This window comes from Rhodococcus sp. T7 (assembly GCF_009872365.1).
GTDB lineage: Bacteria > Actinomycetota > Actinomycetes > Mycobacteriales > Mycobacteriaceae > Rhodococcus_F.
This window is the reverse complement of record NZ_WXYH01000243.1, coordinates 17,903-35,997: the sequence shown is the minus strand read 5'-3', so window position 1 is coordinate 35,997 and position 18,095 is coordinate 17,903. Positions and strand designations below refer to the sequence as shown.

The window sequence follows — 18,095 nt, the reverse complement described above, 5'->3', positions numbered from 1 at the left end:
GTCACCGTGGTCCTCCCGTGTCGGATGTGCCCTTTCCGCCACTCTGCCACGCCGACGCACCGACGGCGGGGAGGCTGCGGCTCAGCTGCCGCGGGCGATCCATTCCTCCAGATGCGGGGATTCGGTGCCGATGGTGGTGCCGTCGCCGTGCCCGGCGCGGACCGTCGTCGACGCCGGCAGCGCGAACAGGCGATCGCGAATGGATCCGATGATCGTCGGGAAGTCCGAGTAGGAGCGCCCGGTGGCTCCCGGACCGCCCGAGAACAGGGTGTCGCCGCTGAACAACTCCCCCGCCTCGGGCAGATACAGGCAGCAGGAACCGGGAGAATGCCCGGGCGTGTGGAGCACGCGGAGGTCGGTCCCGGCCACCGCGATCTCCTGCCCGTCCTCGATCGGCGTGTAGGCGACGGCGGGGTGCGTCTGCTGCCACAACACGTCGTCGGCGGCATGGAGGAAGAGCGGGGTGTCCAGTGCCGCGGACAGTTCGGGAGCCACGGTGACGTGGTCGTTGTGACCGTGTGTGCAGACGATCGCCCGGACGCGCCTGCCGCCGACGGCCTCGACGATCGGGGCGGCGGTATGAGCTGCGTCGATCACCACGACTTCGGCGTCGTCACCGACGATCCACACGTTGTTGTCGACGTCCCAGGTGCCGCCGTCGAGACTGAAGGTGCCGGACGTGACCACCCGGTCGATGCGCACGCTCACGACCCGGCCTCCGATCGCCGTATCGCTCGCACCCGTATCGCTCGCACCCGTATCGCTCGCACCCGTGTCGACATGCGCACCTCCAGGGTCGTCCGTCTCGGATCGTGCCGTTCCTCACATTGTCACAGACCGTGCGCGGGATCTCGCTGTGGGCGAACACCGGAGGAGTTCCGGCGGGAATTATCGGTCGCGCGTGGCGTGTTCCCCCAGAGCAGGGCCTCCGAGAGCAAAGTCCGACGTATCGATGCCGGAGACGATAGGGGACACTGGAGGCCAGGCACGAAGGAGAAGAGGTCTGTAATGGACGAACAGTCGAAGATGTACGAGCTGGAGTTCCCGGCACCGCAGCTGTCCTCCGCGGACGGGCAGGGACCCGTGCTGATCCATGGACTCGAGGGCTTCTCCGACGCAGGCCACGCCGTCAAACTCGCCACGACGCATCTCCGTGAGAGTCTCGAGAGCGAACTCGTCGCGTCCTTCGCGGTCGACGAGCTCGTGGACTACCGCTCCCGTCGGCCCACGATGACGTTCAAGGCCGATCACTTCTCGGACTACGACCAGCCCGAGCTGAACCTGTATGCGCTGAAGGACACGGCGGGTACCCCGTTCCTGCTGCTGGCCGGCATGGAGCCCGATCTGCGCTGGGAGCGGTTCACGACGGCGGTGCGCCTGCTGGCCGAGCAGCTCGGTGTGCGCCGGACCGTGGGCATCAACGCCATCCCGATGGCCATCCCGCACACCCGTCCGCTCGGCGTGACCGCGCATTCCACCAACAAGGACCTGATCAAGGACCACCAGCGCTGGTCGGGTGAATTGCAGGTGCCGGGGAGCGCGTCCTCGCTGATCGAGTTGCGCATGGCGCAGCACGGGCACGAGTCGGTCGGTTTCTCGGTTCACGTTCCCCACTACCTGGCGCAGACGGACTATCCGGGGGCGGCGGAAACCCTCCTGGAGAATGTGAGTGACGTCACCGACCTGGATCTGCCGCTGGCCGCGCTCGGCGAGGCCGCTGCCCGCGTCCGCGAACAGGTCGACGAGCACATCGCAGGTAACGACGAGGTACAAACCGTCGTCCACGCCCTGGAACGTCAGTACGATGCCTACGTAACGGCTCAAGAACAGCAGTCCACGCTCCTGGCCAGCGAGGAAGACCTGCCGAGTGGCGACGAACTCGGTGCGGAATTCGAGCGTTTCCTCGCCGAACAGGCGCTGCAGGACGGTGAGGGCGGCAACTCCGAGGAGGAGGGGGGATCACAGAGCGGGGCCTGATCGGGTAGCGGTTGTGCGGTCGCCCTCTCGGCACTGTGCGACCGCACGGTCCAGTTGTTCGGCCGGGACCGGTGCAATAGCGTCGAGACCAAGCGGATGATTGAGCTGTCAACATTCGGGAAATGCACCTAGTTCAGGAGGCGACATGAGCGACAACCGCATTCGTAAGCTCAGGCCTGTTCCGAACGCCGAAACCCGTATGATGTTCCGCACGATCCACGGCTACCGTCGCGCGTTCCGCATGGCGGGTGAGGGTCCGGCACTGCTGCTGATCCACGGCATCGGCGACAACTCGTCCACGTGGACCGAGATCATCCCGCATCTCGCCAAGAACTACACCGTCATCGCCCCCGACCTGCTGGGGCACGGACGCTCCGACAAGCCGCGGGCCGACTACTCGGTCGCGGCGTACGCCAACGGCATGCGCGACCTGCTGTCCACCCTGGGCATCGACAAGGTCACCGTCGTCGGTCACTCGCTCGGCGGCGGCGTCGCCATGCAGTTCTCCTACCAGTTCCCGCAGATGGTCGACCGCCTCGTCCTGGTGTCCGCTGGCGGCGTCACCAAGGACGTCCACCCGCTGCTCCGGCTCGCGTCCGTCCCGGTGGTCAACGAGGCCCTGAAACTGCTGCGCATTCCCGGCGCGATGCCCACCGTGCGACTGGTGGGGAACGTGCTGAGTCAGCTGAACGGCACGCGCCTGCGCCCCGGCGCGATGCTCCACGACACTCCCGACCTGGTGCGGGTGCTCGCGGAGCTGTACGACCCCACCGCGTACGAGGCGTACCTGCGTACCCTCCGCGCGGTCGTCGACTGGCGGGGGCAGGTCGTCACGATGCTCGACCGATGTTATCTGACCGAGAACCTCCCGGTGCAGCTCATCTGGGGCGATCAGGACGCCGTCATTCCGGTGAGCCACGCCCACCTCGCGCACGCGGCGATGCCCGGATCTCACCTCGAGATCTTCCGCGGCGCAGGACATTTCCCGTTCCGCGACGACCCGATGCGGTTCCTGCGCACCATCGAGAAGTTCCTGTCCGGCACCCATCCCTTACAGTTCGACGAAGCGAAGTGGCGGCAGATGCTCGTCACCGGCGTCGGTGAGAGCACCATCACCGGCAGCGCGTCCACCCGCATGGCGGTTCTCGACGCGATGGGATCGGACGAACGTAGCGCGACATAGGCCCGGCAACGGCGCACGGCCGTCCGGCTAGCCTGTAGCAGTGCTTCTCTCCGACCTGCTCCCCGAGAACGCGGATTCCGATTCCGTTTTCGACGCCTTCACCTCCTGGACCGAAGAGCGGGGACTGACGCTCTATCCCGCCCAGGAAGAATCCGTCATGGAGCTGGTGTCCGGGGCCAATGTGATCCTGGCGACGCCCACCGGATCCGGTAAGTCGATGGTGGCGGTCGGCGCCCACTTCTACGCCATGGCCACCGGCAAGCGCACGTTCTACACGGCCCCGATCAAAGCCCTTGTCAGCGAGAAGTTCTTCGCCCTGTGCGAGGTGTTCGGCGCCGAGAACGTCGGCATGATGACCGGCGACGCCGCCGTCAACTCGCGGGCACCGATCATCTGCGCGACCGCCGAGATCGTCGCGAATCTCGCGCTGCGCGAGGGCCCCGACTCCGACATCGGCCAGGTCGTGATGGACGAGTTCCACTTCTATTCCGAACCCGACCGCGGCTGGGCGTGGCAGGTCCCGCTCGTCGAACTCCCCCACGCCCAGTTCCTGCTCATGTCGGCCACCCTCGGGGAGGTCGACTTCTTCTCCACCGACCTCACCCGCCGGACCGGGCGGCCCACCACCGTCGTGGCGGGCACCGAACGCCCCGTTCCGCTGATGTTCTCCTACGCGACGACACCGGTGAGCGAGACGATCGAGGAACTGGTGACCACCAATCAGGCTCCGGTGTACGTCGTCCACTTCACCCAGGCCGCCGCCCTGGAACGCGCGCAGGCCCTGACGAGTGTCAACTTCTGTTCGCGCGAGGAGAAGGACGCCATCGCCGACGCCCTCGGCGGTTTCCGGTTCACCACCGGATTCGGCAAGACGCTCTCGCGCCTGGTCCGGCACGGGATCGGCGTCCACCACGCGGGCATGCTGCCGAAGTACCGGCGCCTCATCGAGAAACTGGCGCAGGACGGTCTGCTGAAGGTCATCTGCGGCACCGACACGCTCGGCGTGGGGATCAACGTTCCCATCCGCACCGTGCTGCTGACCGGGCTGACCAAGTTCGACGGCACCCGCACGCGGCACCTGCGGGCCCGCGAGTTCCACCAGATCGCGGGACGCGCGGGACGCGCCGGCTACGACACCCTGGGCACCGTGGTGGTGCAGGCCCCCGAGCACGAGGTCGAGAATCTGCGGGCACTGGCCAAGGCAGGCGACGATCCGAAGAAGCGCCGGAAGGTGCAGCGCAAGAAGGCGCCGGACGGATTCGTGTCGTGGGGCGAGGCCACGTTCGATCGCCTCGTCGCCGCATCGCCGGAGCCGCTCGTCTCGAGGTTCTCCGTGTCGAACTCGATGCTGCTCAACGTCATCGCACGACCGGGCAACTGCTTCGAGTCCATGCGGCACCTCCTCGAGGACAACCACGAGCCGCGGCCGGCGCAGCGCAAGCACATCCTCAAGGCGCTCTCGCTGTACCGGGGGCTGATCGACGCCGGCGTGGTGCAGCGACTCGACGAACCCGACGCCGACGGCCGCATGGCCCGGCTCACGATGGAACTCCAGCGGGACTTCGCCCTCAACCAGCCGCTGTCGCCGTTCGCGTTGGCCGCGCTCGAACTCCTCGACGTCGAATCCGATTCCTATGCACTGGATGTGGTGTCGGTGATCGAGTCGACCCTCGACGACCCGCGGCAGGTGCTCATGGCGCAGCAGCACTTCGCGCGCGGCGAGGCGGTCTCACAGATGAAGGCCGACGGGATCGAATACGAGGAACGCATGGAGTTGCTCGAAGAGGTCACCTGGCCCAAGCCTCTCGCGGACCTGTTGTTCCCGGCGTTCGAGATGTACCGGGGTGGGCATCCGTGGATCACGGAGTTCGCGCTGTCGCCCAAGTCGGTCGTGCGGGACATGGTCGAGCGGGCCATGACGTTCGCCGAAATGGTCAGCCACTACGGTCTGGCCCGTTCGGAAGGGCTCGTCCTGCGGTATCTCGCGGACGCGTATCGCGCACTGCGCCAAACCGTTCCGACGGAGGCCCGGACGGAGGAACTCGACGACCTCATCGAGTGGCTGGGTGAGCTGATCCGCCAGGTCGATTCGAGCCTGCTCGACGAATGGGAATCACTCACCGACCCCGGCGCCGAGGGCGACGACCAGCAGGTCGCGTTCGGCGCCGACGTGCCGCGCCCGATCTCCGCGAACACGCGGGCATTCCGGGTGATGGTGCGCAACGCCATGTTCCGGCGCATCGACCTCGCGTCGCGGCGGCGGTGGGCCGAACTGGAGGGGCTGGACGACGGCATCGACGCGGAGGAGTGGGAGGACCAGCTCCAGCCGTACTTCGACGAATACGACTCCCTCGGCACCGGACCCTCGGCGCGCGGCCCCCAGTTGTTCCAGGTGGAGACCGCGCCCGAGCTGTGGCGGGTCCGGCAGGTCCTCGAGGACCCGCAGGGTGATCACGGGTGGGCGTTGACGGCGGTGGTGGACCTCCCCGAGTCCGACGCGGCCGGTGAAGTGATCTTCGACGAGCTCAGCATCGTCGAGGGGTAGCGGTCAGGAACGCGGCCGGCGGGGCTGATCACGCCGGGCCGCGTTCTTCTCCTTGATGCGCACGGTCTCCTTGCGGACCTCGGCCTGGGTGGCGCGCTCCTGCTGCAGCCACTCGGGGCGATCCGCCATGAGGGCGTCGATCTGCTCGGTGGTGAGCGCGTCGGTGATACCGCCGCGCGCGAGGCCCGCGATGGACACCCCCAGCTTCGCGGCGACCACGGGACGCGGGTGCGGGCCGTTGCGGCGCAGCTCGAGCAGCCACTCCGGCGGATCGCTCTGCAGTGCGCCGAGCTCGTCGCGGGAGACGACACCCTCCTGGAACTCCGCGGGGGTGGCCTCGAGGTACACACCCAGCTTCTTCGCCGCGGTGGCGGGCTTCATAGTCTGAGGGCTCTTGTGCGACGTCATGATGTCAAGAGTAACGAGCGTGTGCGGTGCCGTTGACCACGCCCGGTAGCCTGGCGGAGTGACAGACGCGGATGCATCCCCTCCCTTCCGGCTCGCGTATGTCCCGGGCGTGACCCCCACCAAGTGGGTTCGGATCTGGGCCGAACGGCTTCCCGACGTCCCCCTGACGCTCGTCCCGGTGTCCGCCGCGGACGCACCCGATCAGCTGCGGGGCCGGAGTGCGGACGTGGGCCTGGTGCGGCTGCCGATCGACCGGACCGGTCTCAGTGCGATCCCCCTGTACACCGAGATCCCGGTGGTCGTGGCACCGAAGGATCACGTCGTGGCGGCGGTCGACGAGGTGTCGATCGCGGATCTGGCCGACGAGATCATCCAGCACCCCCTCGACGACGTCCTCGTGTGGGACCGCGTGCCGGGACTGCCCGCCGCGGACCGTCCGGCCACGACGGCCGACGCGATCGAACTGGTGGCCGCGGGGGTCGGGCTGCTCGTCGTCCCGCAGTCCCTCGCCCGGCTCCACCACCGCAAGGACCTCGTCTACCGGACCGTGTCGGACGGCCCGGAGTCGCGGATCGCGCTGTCGTGGCCCGAGGACGAGACCACCGAACTGGTGGAGGAGTTCATCGGCATCGTCCGGGGTCGCACCGTCAACAGTTCCCGGGGCCGCACCCCGGCGGCGGCCGAGCCGAAGAAGAAGCGTCCCGCCGCGGCGGCCGCACGCCAGAAACCGGCCGTGGGGGCGCGGACGCCGCGCTCCGGCACCGGCGCCAAGGGCGGCAAACCCAAAGGCGGCAAGAAGGGCAAACCGCGTCGGCGGTCCTGACACTCTCCGCCCGTCAGGCGGGGGTGCCCACCGGCGCCGTCTTCGTGAACAGGCGCGCGAGTTGCCCGTAGTCGTCCGCTCGGGCACTGGACGACCGGAACACGAGGCCGATCGTGCGACCGGGCGCGGGGGCGGCGAAGCGGGCGGTCGCGAGCGGCCCCCGTCCGGTCTCCACCTGGACGGCGGATTCCGGCACCAGGGTCACGCCGAGTCCGCCGGCGACGCACTGCACCACCGTCGACAGCGACGTGGCGCGGGTGTCGCCCGCCACCGGATGCGCGTCCACCGAGCGACACAGATCGAGGGTCTGGTCGCGCAGGCAGTGTCCCTCGTCGAGCAGCAGGAGGGGAAGCTCGTCCAGCATGGGCGGGGAGATGTCGGTGCGACCGGCCAGCGGGTGCCCCTCCGGGACGACCATCACGAAATCTTCTGTGTACAAGGGGATGTCGACGAGACCGCCGACACCGCTCGGCAGGGCCAGCACCGCGACGTCGAGTGAGCCCACACGCAGTGCCTCGAGGAGTCGCGCCGTCTGGTCCTCGATGACCTGCGGCTCCAGTGCGGGCATCTCCTCGCGCAGCGCCGGCAGCAGGGCAGGCAGCACGTAGGGGGCGACGGTGGGAATGAGTCCGATCCGCAGGGGGCCGGCCAACCGGTCGCCGACACCCGCGGCCGTCGCGACGAAACCGTCCGCGGCCTCGAGGATGACCTTGGCCTGACCGAGGAGCCGCTCCCCCGCCGCGGTGACGAGGACGCGCCGGGTGCTGCGCTCGATGAGCTGCACACCGAGCCCGTTCTCCAGTGCGGCCAGCGACTGCGACAGTGTGGGTTGGCTCACACTCAATCGTGCTGCCGCCGTGCCGAAGTGGCGGTACTCCGCGACTGCCACGAACGCACGCAGCTGCGACAGTGTGGGTTGATAACTCTGATCGGCCATGCCTATCAGCCTAATGCCGTCCATCGCCTCGGCCTGTCGGACGGGTTCCTGCACAATGCAGGAACGCCGGGGGCGATAGGGTGCGTCAATGCCCATCCACGTAGACGTCGTACGCGTGTTCACCGACGACAAAGGACGCCACGGCAATCCGCTCGGTATCGTCGACTCCTCGGCCGTCCCGCCGGAGGATCGGCAGTCCGTCGCCCGCACGCTCGGATACAGCGAGACGATCTTCGTCGACATTCCCGGGCCCGGCGACGAGCACGCGCGCGCCCAGATCTTCACCCCGACCACCGAACTGCCCTTCGCCGGACATCCCACCGTCGGGCTGTCCTGGTGGTTGCACGAGCGCGGCGCCGCCGTCAAGACTATCGACGTCCCCGCGGGCACCGTCGCCACCCGGCGTTCCGGCGCGATCACCTGGGTGCGGGCCCGGCCCGAGTGGGCGCCGGAGTTCTCGCTGTACCCGATGGGCAGCGTGCGCGAGGTTCAGGCCGCCGACCCGAAGAAGTTCGGTGCCGGGCACCACTACCTGTGGGCGTGGACCGACAAGGTCGAGCATTCGATCCGGTCGCGAATGTTCGCCCCCGACATGGGCATCACCGAGGACGAGGCCACCGGAGCCGCTGCCGTCCGGATCACCGCGCACCTGCGGCACGCTCTCCTGATCACCCAGGGCAAGGGGTCCGAACTGCGCACCACGTACGACCCCGCCGGCTGGGTCGAGGTCGGCGGACGGGTCCACCCCGAGAAGTCACGCACCCTCTGACGACGGGCGCCTGCCCCGGCCCGCGGCGAGGTCGGCCTCGCTCAGGCTCACCTCGATCTCCCGGCCCAGCGTCACACCGGGCGCGAGGGGAAGCCGGTCACCGCTCCAGAACTTGCCGGGGTCGTACCAGTTGGTGCGCCTGCGACCGCTGATCAGACCCATCTCCTCGTACGTCTGCGCGACCACCTCGGCGCAATAGGCGCTTTCGAGACTCGCCGACTGCTCCCGGCGACGGCGCGACCCGGGCAGGCGCCCACCGAACCACCGCGACGCGAGTTTCGCGGTGGACGGGAACGGCGTGCCGTCGAGCCGCGCGATCGCCCGCAGCAACGCGTCCTCCTGCTGCGGCGTCGCCGGTTCGGCGAGCTGACGCAGCCATCCCCGCTGCCCGTACCGCGCACCCCACACCTGGACCGCGGCGCGCAGGTCGTGGAGTTGCACACCACGCTGGAAGCGGCCCGTCCACATGTCCTGCAACGAATGACCGAGCTCGGCGTGCCACATCAGCGGCGGAAGGTCCTCGAGCACCACCGACATGCCGACGTGGTTGACCGGACTGTTCGTCAGCGTCTGGATGGCCCTGTCGGCCGGGGATTCTCCGCGGAAGATCCAGATGTCGCCGGTGCGGGTGACGTCGACCGCGGTGTCGAGGTCGATGGTGGAACCGTGTCGTCGTGCGTCCGTGTGCCGTGGCGCGTCCATGGGCCCTAGCCTAGAAGGATGCGACCCCGTGGCAGGCAATGGTGGAAACTTCTCGGACTCGCCGGTGTGGTGGGTGTCGCCGCGACCGGGGTCGTCGCGATCCGCGCGGATCGGCAACGCAAGGCGTACACGCCCGACGAGGTGCGGGCCCGTCTGCACGAGCGCTACACCCGCGCGTACGCCGCGCACGACGGGCAGCAGGAGATCGCGCTGGCGGCGCCGACGTGGCGGGACCGGGTCACCGGCGCCCTGCACCGCCTCCGCAGGCGGGGCGCCGGCCCGGATCAGCCCAGCGCCCGGCGGAACCCGTCCGCGAGCTGAGCGACCTGATCGTCCGTCATCACGAACGACGGCGAGATCTGCATGGCGCCCTGTCCGGCGGCGCGGCCCGAGATTCCGAACTCACGCAACGTGTTCACGAACGGGAGCGCCTCCGCCGGATCGGCCAACTGCACGGCGGCGACCGCACCGAGACCGCTGCGCACCTCCTCGACCCGCGGGTGGTCGGCGAGGGGCGCGAGGTGCTCGTGCAACGAGGACTCGAGCCGCTTCGACTCCGCCAGCAGGTTCTCGCGCTCGATGATGTCGAGGTTGGCGAGCGCGGCCGCGGCGGCACCCGCATGCCCACCGTAGGTGTAGCCGTGCCGCCACCACACCCCGCCGGCGAAGAACGGCTCGGCCACCCGCGGGGCGATGAACACCGCACCCATCGGGACGTACCCGGAGGTGAGGCCCTTCGCGGTCGTCATCATGTCGGGCTGCAGGTCGAATCGCGTCGACGCGAACCACTCGCCGCCGATGCGGCCGAATCCCGTGACCACTTCGTCGACCACGAACAGGATGTCGTGCTCGCGGCAAATGTCGCGGACCTCCGCGAGGTAGCCCTCCGGGGGCAGATACACGCCGCCCGCACCGATGACGGGTTCGCAGAAGAACGCGGCGATCGTGTCGGCGCCGACCTTCTCGATCAGCTCGAGCAGGCCCTTGGCGTCGTTCCACGCGACGGTGGCGCTGTCGGGCATCAACTCGCCGTAGCCCTCGCGATTGGCGGGGATCCCCGCCAGCGCAGTGCCCGCCACGTGCATCCCGTGGTAAGCCTTCTGACGGCCGACCACGATCGTCTTGGACGGCTTGCCCATCTCGTGCCAGTAGCGGCGGGCGAGCTTGGCCGCCGTGTCCACGGAGTCCGAACCACCCGAGGTGAGAAAGATCTTGCTGCCCGGCACCGGGGCGATGGTCGCGAGCCGATCGGCCAGCGTCGCGGTGGTCTCGGGAACGAAGTCACCGAAGTTCGAGAAATGTGCCACGGTCCGCAACTGTTCCGCGACGGCGTCCGCGATCTCCGCGCGGCCGTGCCCCACGTTGGTGAACCACAGGCCCGCCGTCGCGTCGAGGTAACGGTTGCCGCGATCGTCCCAGATGTACGCGCCCTCGCCGCGGGACACCACGAAGGCGCCCTTCTGTTCCACCGCGCCCATGTCCGCGAATCCGTGCCACAGTGCCGACGCCATGCTGATCCCTTCGTGAAACCCCGCCCGAGCCGACTATGCCACGGCGCGCCGGGAAGGATCGTGGCGCATCACTTGTGCGCCAGGGCGGTGGGGTGAGCCTCCGTGTCGACGCCCGGGATCCCGCGACCGCGGATGGACGCGCCGGCGGTCTCCGCCACGAAGTACAGCGCGACGAGACCGATCCCGCACGCGGCCATCATGTAGAACGCCGGCATGAGAGTGTTGCCGGTCCATTCGATGAGCAGTTCGTTCAGGGCGGGGGCCGTGCCACCGAACAGCGACGTCGACACGTTGTACGCGATGGCGAACCCCGCGAACCGCACGTGTGTCGGGAACATCGCCGGGAACGTCGCCGAGATCGTGGACAGCTGCAGGACGTACAGCAACCCGAGCACCGCGAAGGCGACGATCGCCCATCCGAAACCCTGACGCATCAGCAGGTACATGGGGACGGCGAGCACGATCAGACCCACCAGCGAGCCGTACCACAACGGCTTGCGGCCCACCCGGTCCGACAACCCGCCCGCGAACGGAATGACCGCCATCATCACGATCTGCCCGACGATGAACAGGGTCAGCGACGCGGTGGACGTCAGCCCGATCTGTGTCTCCAGATACGTCGGCATGTAACTGAGCAGGGTGTAGTTGGTGACGTTCAACGCGATGACGAGTCCGCCGAGGAGCAGCAACGGCTTCCAGTACTCGGTGATCAGGTCCTTGAACTCGTGGGTCGTCCCCGACTCCACCGCGCCTTCCGCGTCCAGTTCCCGGAAGACGGGTGTCTCCTCGAGCTTGGTTCGCAGGTAGAGGCCGATCAAGCCCATCGGTCCGGCGATCAGGAACGGGATACGCCAGCCCCAGGTGGACATGAAAGGATCGCTGGAGAACAACTCCACCATCAGGACCACGATCGCGCCGAGCGCGTACCCGCCGAGGGTGCCGAACTCGAGGAAACTTCCGCAGAAGCCGCGCTTGCGGTCCGGCGAGTACTCGGCCATGAACGTTGCCGCGCCGCCGTATTCGCCGCCGGTCGAGAAGCCCTGGATCATGCGCAGCAGCACCAGCAGCAGGGGCGCCCAGAAACCGATGGCGTCGTAGCTCGGCACGAGGCCGACGCAGAACGTCGCGCCCGCCATCAGGATGATCGTCAGCGCCAGAACCTGACGGCGTCCGAGCCGGTCACCCAGCGGACCCCACACCAGGCCGCCGAGCGGTCGCACAACGAAGGACACGGCGAACACGAGCAGCGCGTAGAGGGTGGCCGAACCGGTGTCGCCGGGGAAGAACGCGGCCGAGATGTACGACACCGTGAACGCGTACACGCCGTAGTCGAACCATTCGGTGGCGTTGCCCATCGCCGACGCCGCGATCGCGCGCCGGAGAACACCTGGTGGGAGGGTTTCCTGCTCGTCTGAAGAATTCGCCGATGCCATAGATCCCGCCTCCTCGGGCCGGTTTTCGCGTTCCCTCATTGTGTCCCGAGTGGCACGTGTTGTCGCGAGTTTGCCATTTACGGACGCGCCGCCGAGGCCCGCCGGCGCCGTGACGGCGGGCGTGTGCGGCCGCCGTCGCCCGGGTATCCGCAACCCATGACCAGCCGAATCATCGCCATCGCCGTCGACTGCCGGGACGCGGAAGCACTGGCACGATTCTGGTGCGAGGCCCTGGGTTATCCGTCGACCCGCCGGTGGTCGGACGCGTACGGGCGCGAGTACGTCGAAGCGGGCGCGCCGGGGTCCACGACCCTGGTGTTCCAGCCGGTCGACGACCGGAAGACCGGGAAGAACCGCCTGCACCTCGACATCGCACCGTCGTCCGGAACCCGGGACGAGGAGGTGCAGCGGCTCCTCGCCCTCGGCGCCCGGAGGCTCGGCGACGACCCGAAGGTGCCGTGGGTGGTCCTCGCCGACCCCGAGGACAACGAATTCTGCGTGCTACCGGAACGTGGGTCCGGCGACGGGACCACCGCGTAGCCCCCGCCACCAGGCGGCGGGCCCGCCGTGGGCGACCCAGTGCCGCACGTGGTCGACGTAGTCCGTGGCCACCCGCACCCATTCGCTCCAGGCGCTCGGTGTGGGCAGGGTTTCGACGGAACGGATCAGGAGACGATCGATCGCGTCCGTGACCAGCTGCGCGCGCTCCAGCTGCACCATGTGTCCCGCGCCGGGCACCTTCACCAGTTCTACGTCCGGCAGATGACCGGCGATGGCCTTCGAATACCGGAACGGGGTCAGCAGGTCGCGGTCGCCGCACACCACGAGCGTCTCGATCGGCGCGAGCAACGGCACCGCGGCCGTCTCGTCGTGATTCTTGAACGACGGCAGGAAGTCGACGAGCGTCTTGAGGGATGTGTCGTTGATCATCTGCTCGGAGTGCCACATGATCGCCGGGCTGATGGTGCGGTCACCGAACGACGCCGACCTCAGGATCGGCGCCAGCACCCGCTTGCTCGCGCCGCGACCGCTCTGGACCACCCTGGGCAGGTGACGGGCCGCGGTGCTGAATCCGGCGACGACGGGCGTGTTGAGGGTGCGCGCGAGCCCCACGTCACCCAGTTTCTCCGCAGCGGTGGCGATCAGACCCACCCCGACGATGCGGGAACCGATCAGATCGGGATTCCGGCCGATGTACGAGAGGACTGCCATACCGCCCATCGAGTGGCCGACCAGCACGATCGGCCCCTCCGGCACCAGCGCCCGGATCACTGCGTCGATGTCCTGCGCGAGATGCGGGATCGTGCACGTGTCCCGCCGCGGCACTCCGGAGTTGCCGTGCCCCCGCAGGTCGAAGAACACCATGCGGATCGTCGAGCCCCACGCCTCCTCGAGCTGAACCCGCTGGAAGTGCCAGCCCGTCATCCGGTTGCAGAATCCGTGGACGAACACCACGGTCAACGCCGCGAACGCCGGACCCACCTCGCGCACCGCGAGGGGCACCCCGTCGTCGGCGGCGACGACACTGCCGCGGTCGCGGGTGAGCAGGTCGAAGGTCTCCCCTGCGAACTCGTCGAACATAGTCTCCCAGCCGTTGCCGAAGTCACGGATGATCGCGTGGACGCCTGTCGTGTGGAGGATAGCGCGGCCTACGAATCGGCTGCGCGAGGCTTCGCCGCTACCGGTCGTCGCCGTAGTCGGCCGGCGAGAAGTCGTCGCTGCCGACGTTGCGGAGGGGAATCCACAGCAACGCGATCATCCCGTAGACCGGCGAACACCGCCCGCAGAACCCGAACGATCCTCCGACCGCGCAGCTCCGTGACGACGGCGGCGTCCATCCGCCGATATTCGCACACGGGCGGGCGCGGCACCGGGTGATCCACCGGGTTGGCTAGGCTGGGGTCCAGCATGTCCACCACAGCACCCAGCCGGCGGGAACTGAAGAACAGCCTCGGCGAACTCACTCTGCGCGACGAACACCGGCTCCGCCGGCGACTCGACCGTGCCCGCACCCCCGACGCCCTCGCCTCCCTGTCCGACGAGATCGACGCCGCACGCGGCCGCATCACCCGGAGACTCGACAGCGTTCCCGCCATCGAGTACCCCGACGCACTGCCGGTCAGCCGGCGCCGCGACGACATCGCGAAGGCGATCGCCGAGAATCAGGTCGTCATCGTGGCCGGCGAGACGGGATCCGGCAAGACGACGCAGATCCCGAAGATCTGCCTCGAACTCGGCCGCGGCGTCCGCGGTCTCATCGGACACACCCAGCCCCGCCGTCTCGCGGCGCGGACGGTCGCCGAGCGCATCGCCGAGGAACTCCACAGCGAACTCGGTGAGACCGTCGGCTACACCGTGCGATTCACCGACCAGGTGTCGGACGGCACGCTGGTGAAGCTGATGACCGACGGAATCCTGCTCGCCGAGATCCAGCGCGACCGGATGCTCCGCCGGTACGACACCCTCATCATCGACGAGGCGCACGAACGCAGCCTCAACATCGACTTCATCCTCGGATACCTGCGCCAGCTGCTCCCCCGCAGGCCCGACCTGAAGGTGATCATCACGTCGGCGACGATCGACCCGGAACGCTTCGCGGAACACTTCGCCGCCGACGGCGTGCCCGCGCCGATCGTCGAGGTGTCCGGGCGCACGTTCCCCGTCGAGATGCGGTATCGACCGCTCACGGTGGACGTCGGCGAGCAGACGTTCGACCGCGACCCCGTCGACGCGGTGTGCGAGGCGGTCGAAGAGCTCTCCGGCGAGGGCGACGGCGACATCCTCGTCTTCCTCTCCGGCGAACGGGAGATCCGCGACACCGCCGACGCCCTCCGCGACCGCAGACTGCGGGGCACCGAGATCGTCCCCCTGTACGCGCGACTGTCGGCAGCGGAACAGCACAAGGTGTTCACCCCGCACACCGGGCGGCGGGTCGTGCTGTCGACGAACGTCGCGGAGACCTCGCTCACCGTGCCCGGCATCCGGTACGTCGTGGACCCGGGCACCGCCCGCATCTCCCGCTACTCGGTGCGCACCAAGGTGCAACGCCTGCCGATCGAATCGATCTCGCAGGCGTCCGCCCGCCAGCGGTCCGGTCGTTGCGGCCGTGTCGCCGAGGGCATCTGCATCCGCCTCTACTCCGAGGAGGACTTCGAGTCGAGGCCCGCGTTCACCGAGCCGGAGATCCTGCGCACCAACCTCGCGTCCGTCATCCTGCAGATGACGGCGCTCGGCCTCGGCGACGTCGCCGCGTTCCCGTTCGTGCAGCCGCCGGACCCGCGGGCCGTCCGCGACGGCATCGGCCTGCTCGAGGAACTCGGCGCGATCGAACGGAAGGCCCAGAACGAGCAGCCCGTCCTCACCCCGGTCGGACGGGAGCTCGCGCAGATCCCCGTCGATCCGCGCATGGCGCGGATGCTCGTCGAGGCACACCGGAACGGCTGCCTGTCCGAGGTGCTCGTGATCGTCGCCGCCCTCTCCATCCAGGACGTGCGCGAACGTCCCGCCGAGTACCAGCAGGCGGCCGACGAGAAGCACGCCCGGTTCGCCGTGGAGAATTCCGACTTCCTCGCCTACCTCGAACTGTGGAAGTACCTGCGCGAGCAGCGGAACGAGTTGTCGTCCAACCAGTTCCGCAAGATGTGCCGAAACGAGTTCCTGCACTGGCTGCGCATCCGCGAATGGCAGGACCTGCACGGTCAGCTCCGCCAGATCACCCGGGGCCTCGGCTGGGACACCACCGGCACCCCGGCGGGCGAGGCGGCGATCCACCAGTCCCTGCTCGCCGGACTGCTGTCACACATCGGGCTGCGCGAGGGTGACAAACGAGACTTCCTCGGCGCCCGCGGAAGCCGATTCGCGGTGTTCCCCGGCTCGAGCCTGTTCAAGAAGCCGCCGCGATGGGTGATGGCCGCCGAACTGGTCGAGACGTCCCGGCTGTGGGCGCGGATGTCGGCCAGGATCGAACCAGAATGGGCCGAGAAGCTGGCGCCGCACCTCGTGAAACGCACGTACTCCGAACCGCACTGGTCGTCGAAACGCGGAGCCGCCATGGCCTACGAACGCGTGACGCTGTACGGGATCCCCCTCGTCGCCCGGCGTGCGGTGACCTACAGCACCATCGACCCCGAGACATCTCGGGACCTGTTCATCCGCCATGCCCTGGTGCAGGGCGAATGGCAGACGCAGCACAAGTTCTTCCACGCCAACCGCGCACTCCTCGAAGACGTCGAGGAACTCGAGCACCGCGCCCGCAGGCGCGACATCCTCGTCGACGACGACACTCTCTACGACTTCTACGATCAGCGCGTCGGCCCGGAGGCGGTCTCCGCCCGGCATTTCGACTCGTGGTGGAAGGTCGCCCGCCGCACGAATCCGGACCTGCTCACGTTCACCCAGTCGACGGTCGTCAACGCCGATTCGGCCGCGGTACTCGGCGGCGAATACCCCGATGCGTGGCGTCAGGGCGACATGCAGGTCCCGCTCACCTACCAGTTCGAGCCCGGGAACGAAGACGACGGCGTCTCCGCCCGCATCCCGATCGCGCTGCTCGCTGGGCTGCGCGCCGTCGGCTTCGACTGGCTGGTCCCCGGCATGCGCGTCGAACTGGTCACCGCCCTGATCAAGACGCTCCCGAAGACCCTTCGCCGACAGGTGGTTCCGGCACCGGACTTCGCGGCCGCCGCACTGGCCGCGGTGAAACCCCGCTCCGAACCGCTCACCACGGCGATGGCGCGCGAACTGTCGCGGCTCGGTGCCTGCCGCATCGACCCGAAGGACTTCGACGTCACCGCACTTCCCGACCACCTGCGCATGACGTTCGTCGCCGTGGACGAGAAGGGCGCCGTCCTCGGCAGGGACAAGGACCTCGCGTCGCTGCGCAAGTCGCTCGCTCCCCGCGTCCAGGTGGAAGTGGCGAAGGCGGCGTCGAACTCGGAGCGACCGCCCGCACTCACGTGGACCCCCGCCACCCTCGGTTCCCTCGAGGCCACCGTCACCCGCGAACTCGGCGGGCAGAAGGTCACCGGCTACCCCGCCCTGGTCCCGGAGGGTGACGGTGTCGCCGTCCGCGTCCTCAGCACCGCCGCCGCCCAGCGAGCCGCGATGCGCGACGGAACGCGCCGGCTGCTGCTGGCCGCCGTTCCCACCCAGGCGAAGACGGTGACGTCCGGACTGGGCAACGCACAGCGGCTGGCGCTCGGGCAGAACCCCGACGGCAGCCTCGACGCGTTGATCGACGACTGTCGCACCGCCGCCGCGAACCAGTTGATCGCCGCCCACGGCACTCCCGTGCGCACACCGCAGGAATTCGACGCCCTGGTGGTGAAGGCGCGTGCGGAGATGGCCCGGAACGTGGCGGTGCTGGTGCGACTCGTGTCGCCGGTCCTCGAAGCGGACCACCGGCTCGCCGTCGTGCTGGAACGCGCCACCGGTGAGGCCGCCGACGACGTGCGGGAACAACGGCAGTCGCTGCTGTTTCCCGGATTCGTCGCCGACATCGGCGCCACCCGCCTCCGCGAACTGCCCCGCTACCTCGCGGCTGCCGTCGCACGGCTCGAAGCCCTCCCCGGGAGCGCACCGCGCGACCAGAAGGGGATGGATGTCCTCGACCGGGTGTACGCCGGCTACGAACGGATGCTCGCCGGCCTGCCGGAAGAACGGCAGCACTCACCCGAGGTCGACGCGATCCACTGGATGATCGAGGAACTGCGCGTCAGCCTGTTCGCTCAAACACTCGGAACACCGGTCCCGGTGTCCGAGAAGCGAGTACTGAGCGCCATGCAGAAAGTGCGCTAGACGCGCAGGGC

The 18,095-nt window shown here is 68.7% G+C and carries 15 protein-coding genes; 8 read left to right on the top strand and 7 right to left on the bottom strand.

Annotation, left to right across the window (positions count from 1 at the left end):
• Positions 1-81: 81 nt before the first annotated feature.
• Complete coding sequence (locus MLGJGCBP_RS21765; RefSeq protein WP_160097978.1) at positions 82-708, bottom strand: MBL fold metallo-hydrolase; 627 nt, start codon at positions 706-708, stop codon at positions 82-84.
• Positions 709-1,008: 300 nt separating this feature from the next.
• Between MLGJGCBP_RS21765 and MLGJGCBP_RS21760 the strand changes: the two genes are divergently transcribed.
• From MLGJGCBP_RS21760 to MLGJGCBP_RS21750, 3 genes are all read left to right on the top strand, one after another.
• Complete coding sequence (locus tag MLGJGCBP_RS21760; RefSeq protein ID WP_160097977.1) at positions 1,009-1,977, top strand: proteasome assembly chaperone family protein; 969 nt, start codon at positions 1,009-1,011, stop codon at positions 1,975-1,977.
• 145 nt (positions 1,978-2,122) lie between these two features.
• The gene (locus MLGJGCBP_RS21755) at positions 2,123-3,160 is read left to right on the top strand and encodes an alpha/beta fold hydrolase (protein WP_015890471.1); all 1,038 of its coding nucleotides are present in this window, start codon (positions 2,123-2,125) and stop codon (positions 3,158-3,160) included.
• Positions 3,161-3,200: 40 nt separating this feature from the next.
• Positions 3,201-5,705: a DEAD/DEAH box helicase gene (locus tag MLGJGCBP_RS21750; protein WP_160097976.1), complete on the top strand. Its 2,505-nt coding sequence runs from the start codon at positions 3,201-3,203 to the stop codon at positions 5,703-5,705.
• A 3-nt stretch (positions 5,706-5,708) separates the two neighbouring features.
• Here the strand turns inward: MLGJGCBP_RS21750 and MLGJGCBP_RS21745 are convergent, their stop codons facing one another.
• Positions 5,709-6,113 (bottom strand): DUF5997 family protein, encoded by a 405-nt coding sequence (locus MLGJGCBP_RS21745; RefSeq protein ID WP_087555820.1) that lies wholly within the window; start codon positions 6,111-6,113, stop codon positions 5,709-5,711.
• A 58-nt stretch (positions 6,114-6,171) separates the two neighbouring features.
• On the opposite strand from MLGJGCBP_RS21745, the gene MLGJGCBP_RS21740 reads away from it, so the two are divergent.
• On the top strand, positions 6,172-6,936 hold the full coding sequence (locus tag MLGJGCBP_RS21740; RefSeq protein WP_160097975.1) for a LysR family substrate-binding domain-containing protein: 765 nt from the start codon (positions 6,172-6,174) through the stop codon (positions 6,934-6,936).
• A 13-nt stretch (positions 6,937-6,949) separates the two neighbouring features.
• Here the strand turns inward: MLGJGCBP_RS21740 and MLGJGCBP_RS21735 are convergent, their stop codons facing one another.
• On the bottom strand, positions 6,950-7,873 hold the full coding sequence (locus MLGJGCBP_RS21735) for a hydrogen peroxide-inducible genes activator (protein WP_087555818.1): 924 nt from the start codon (positions 7,871-7,873) through the stop codon (positions 6,950-6,952).
• Positions 7,874-7,961: 88 nt separating this feature from the next.
• Here MLGJGCBP_RS21735 and MLGJGCBP_RS21730 point away from each other — a divergent pair, with 88 nt between their 5' ends.
• A complete protein-coding gene (locus MLGJGCBP_RS21730) occupies positions 7,962-8,642 on the top strand; it encodes a PhzF family phenazine biosynthesis protein (protein ID WP_160097974.1) in 681 nt (226 codons plus the stop codon).
• On the opposite strand, the gene MLGJGCBP_RS21725 is transcribed toward MLGJGCBP_RS21730, so the two are convergent.
• A complete protein-coding gene (locus tag MLGJGCBP_RS21725) occupies positions 8,628-9,344 on the bottom strand; it encodes a hypothetical protein (protein ID WP_160097973.1) in 717 nt (238 codons plus the stop codon). The two genes, MLGJGCBP_RS21730 and MLGJGCBP_RS21725, sit on opposite strands and share 15 nt — an antisense overlap.
• 18 nt (positions 9,345-9,362) lie before the next feature.
• Between MLGJGCBP_RS21725 and MLGJGCBP_RS21720 the strand changes: the two genes are divergently transcribed.
• Positions 9,363-9,665: a hypothetical protein gene (locus MLGJGCBP_RS21720; protein ID WP_160097972.1), complete on the top strand. Its 303-nt coding sequence runs from the start codon at positions 9,363-9,365 to the stop codon at positions 9,663-9,665.
• Here the strand turns inward: MLGJGCBP_RS21720 and MLGJGCBP_RS21715 are convergent.
• Positions 9,629-10,855: an aminotransferase family protein gene (locus tag MLGJGCBP_RS21715; protein WP_160097971.1), complete on the bottom strand. Its 1,227-nt coding sequence runs from the start codon at positions 10,853-10,855 to the stop codon at positions 9,629-9,631. The two genes, MLGJGCBP_RS21720 and MLGJGCBP_RS21715, sit on opposite strands and share 37 nt — an antisense overlap.
• 68 nt (positions 10,856-10,923) lie before the next feature.
• Positions 10,924-12,288 carry an MFS transporter gene (locus tag MLGJGCBP_RS21710; RefSeq protein WP_160097970.1) on the bottom strand — a complete coding sequence of 455 codons (1,365 nt, stop codon included), beginning with the start codon at positions 12,286-12,288 and terminating at the stop codon, positions 10,924-10,926.
• Positions 12,289-12,444: 156 nt separating this feature from the next.
• Between MLGJGCBP_RS21710 and MLGJGCBP_RS21705 the strand changes: the two genes are divergently transcribed.
• A complete protein-coding gene (locus MLGJGCBP_RS21705) occupies positions 12,445-12,828 on the top strand; it encodes a VOC family protein (RefSeq protein WP_160097969.1) in 384 nt (127 codons plus the stop codon).
• On the opposite strand, the gene MLGJGCBP_RS21700 is transcribed toward MLGJGCBP_RS21705, so the two are convergent.
• Entirely contained in the window at positions 12,790-13,869 is a 1,080-nt protein-coding gene (locus MLGJGCBP_RS21700; protein ID WP_160097968.1) for an alpha/beta fold hydrolase, read from the bottom strand. The two genes, MLGJGCBP_RS21705 and MLGJGCBP_RS21700, sit on opposite strands and share 39 nt — an antisense overlap.
• A gap of 327 nt (positions 13,870-14,196) precedes the next feature.
• Here MLGJGCBP_RS21700 and hrpA point away from each other — a divergent pair, with 327 nt between their 5' ends.
• Entirely contained in the window at positions 14,197-18,084 is a 3,888-nt protein-coding gene (hrpA, locus tag MLGJGCBP_RS21695) for an ATP-dependent RNA helicase HrpA (RefSeq protein ID WP_160097967.1), read from the top strand.
• The last annotated feature ends 11 nt before the right edge of the window (positions 18,085-18,095 follow it).

Excerpts from the sequence above, each read along its gene's own strand:
- MLGJGCBP_RS21720 (WP_160097972.1), top strand. The coding sequence starts at position 9,363 with ATGCGACCCCGTGGCAGGCAATGGTGGAAACTTCTCGGACTCGCCGGT.
- MLGJGCBP_RS21710 (WP_160097970.1), bottom strand. The coding sequence starts at position 12,288 with ATGGCATCGGCGAATTCTTCAGACGAGCAGGAAACCCTCCCACCAGGT.
- MLGJGCBP_RS21755 (WP_015890471.1), top strand. The coding sequence starts at position 2,123 with ATGAGCGACAACCGCATTCGTAAGCTCAGGCCTGTTCCGAACGCCGAA.
- MLGJGCBP_RS21760 (WP_160097977.1), top strand. The coding sequence starts at position 1,009 with ATGGACGAACAGTCGAAGATGTACGAGCTGGAGTTCCCGGCACCGCAG.
- MLGJGCBP_RS21745 (WP_087555820.1), bottom strand. The coding sequence starts at position 6,113 with ATGACGTCGCACAAGAGCCCTCAGACTATGAAGCCCGCCACCGCGGCG.
- MLGJGCBP_RS21725 (WP_160097973.1), bottom strand. The coding sequence starts at position 9,344 with ATGGACGCGCCACGGCACACGGACGCACGACGACACGGTTCCACCATC.
- MLGJGCBP_RS21705 (WP_160097969.1), top strand. The coding sequence starts at position 12,445 with ATGACCAGCCGAATCATCGCCATCGCCGTCGACTGCCGGGACGCGGAA.
- MLGJGCBP_RS21715 (WP_160097971.1), bottom strand. The coding sequence starts at position 10,855 with ATGGCGTCGGCACTGTGGCACGGATTCGCGGACATGGGCGCGGTGGAA.
- MLGJGCBP_RS21735 (WP_087555818.1), bottom strand. The coding sequence starts at position 7,873 with ATGGCCGATCAGAGTTATCAACCCACACTGTCGCAGCTGCGTGCGTTC.
- hrpA (WP_160097967.1), top strand. The coding sequence starts at position 14,197 with ATGTCCACCACAGCACCCAGCCGGCGGGAACTGAAGAACAGCCTCGGC.
- MLGJGCBP_RS21730 (WP_160097974.1), top strand. The coding sequence starts at position 7,962 with ATGCCCATCCACGTAGACGTCGTACGCGTGTTCACCGACGACAAAGGA.
- MLGJGCBP_RS21700 (WP_160097968.1), bottom strand. The coding sequence starts at position 13,869 with ATGTTCGACGAGTTCGCAGGGGAGACCTTCGACCTGCTCACCCGCGAC.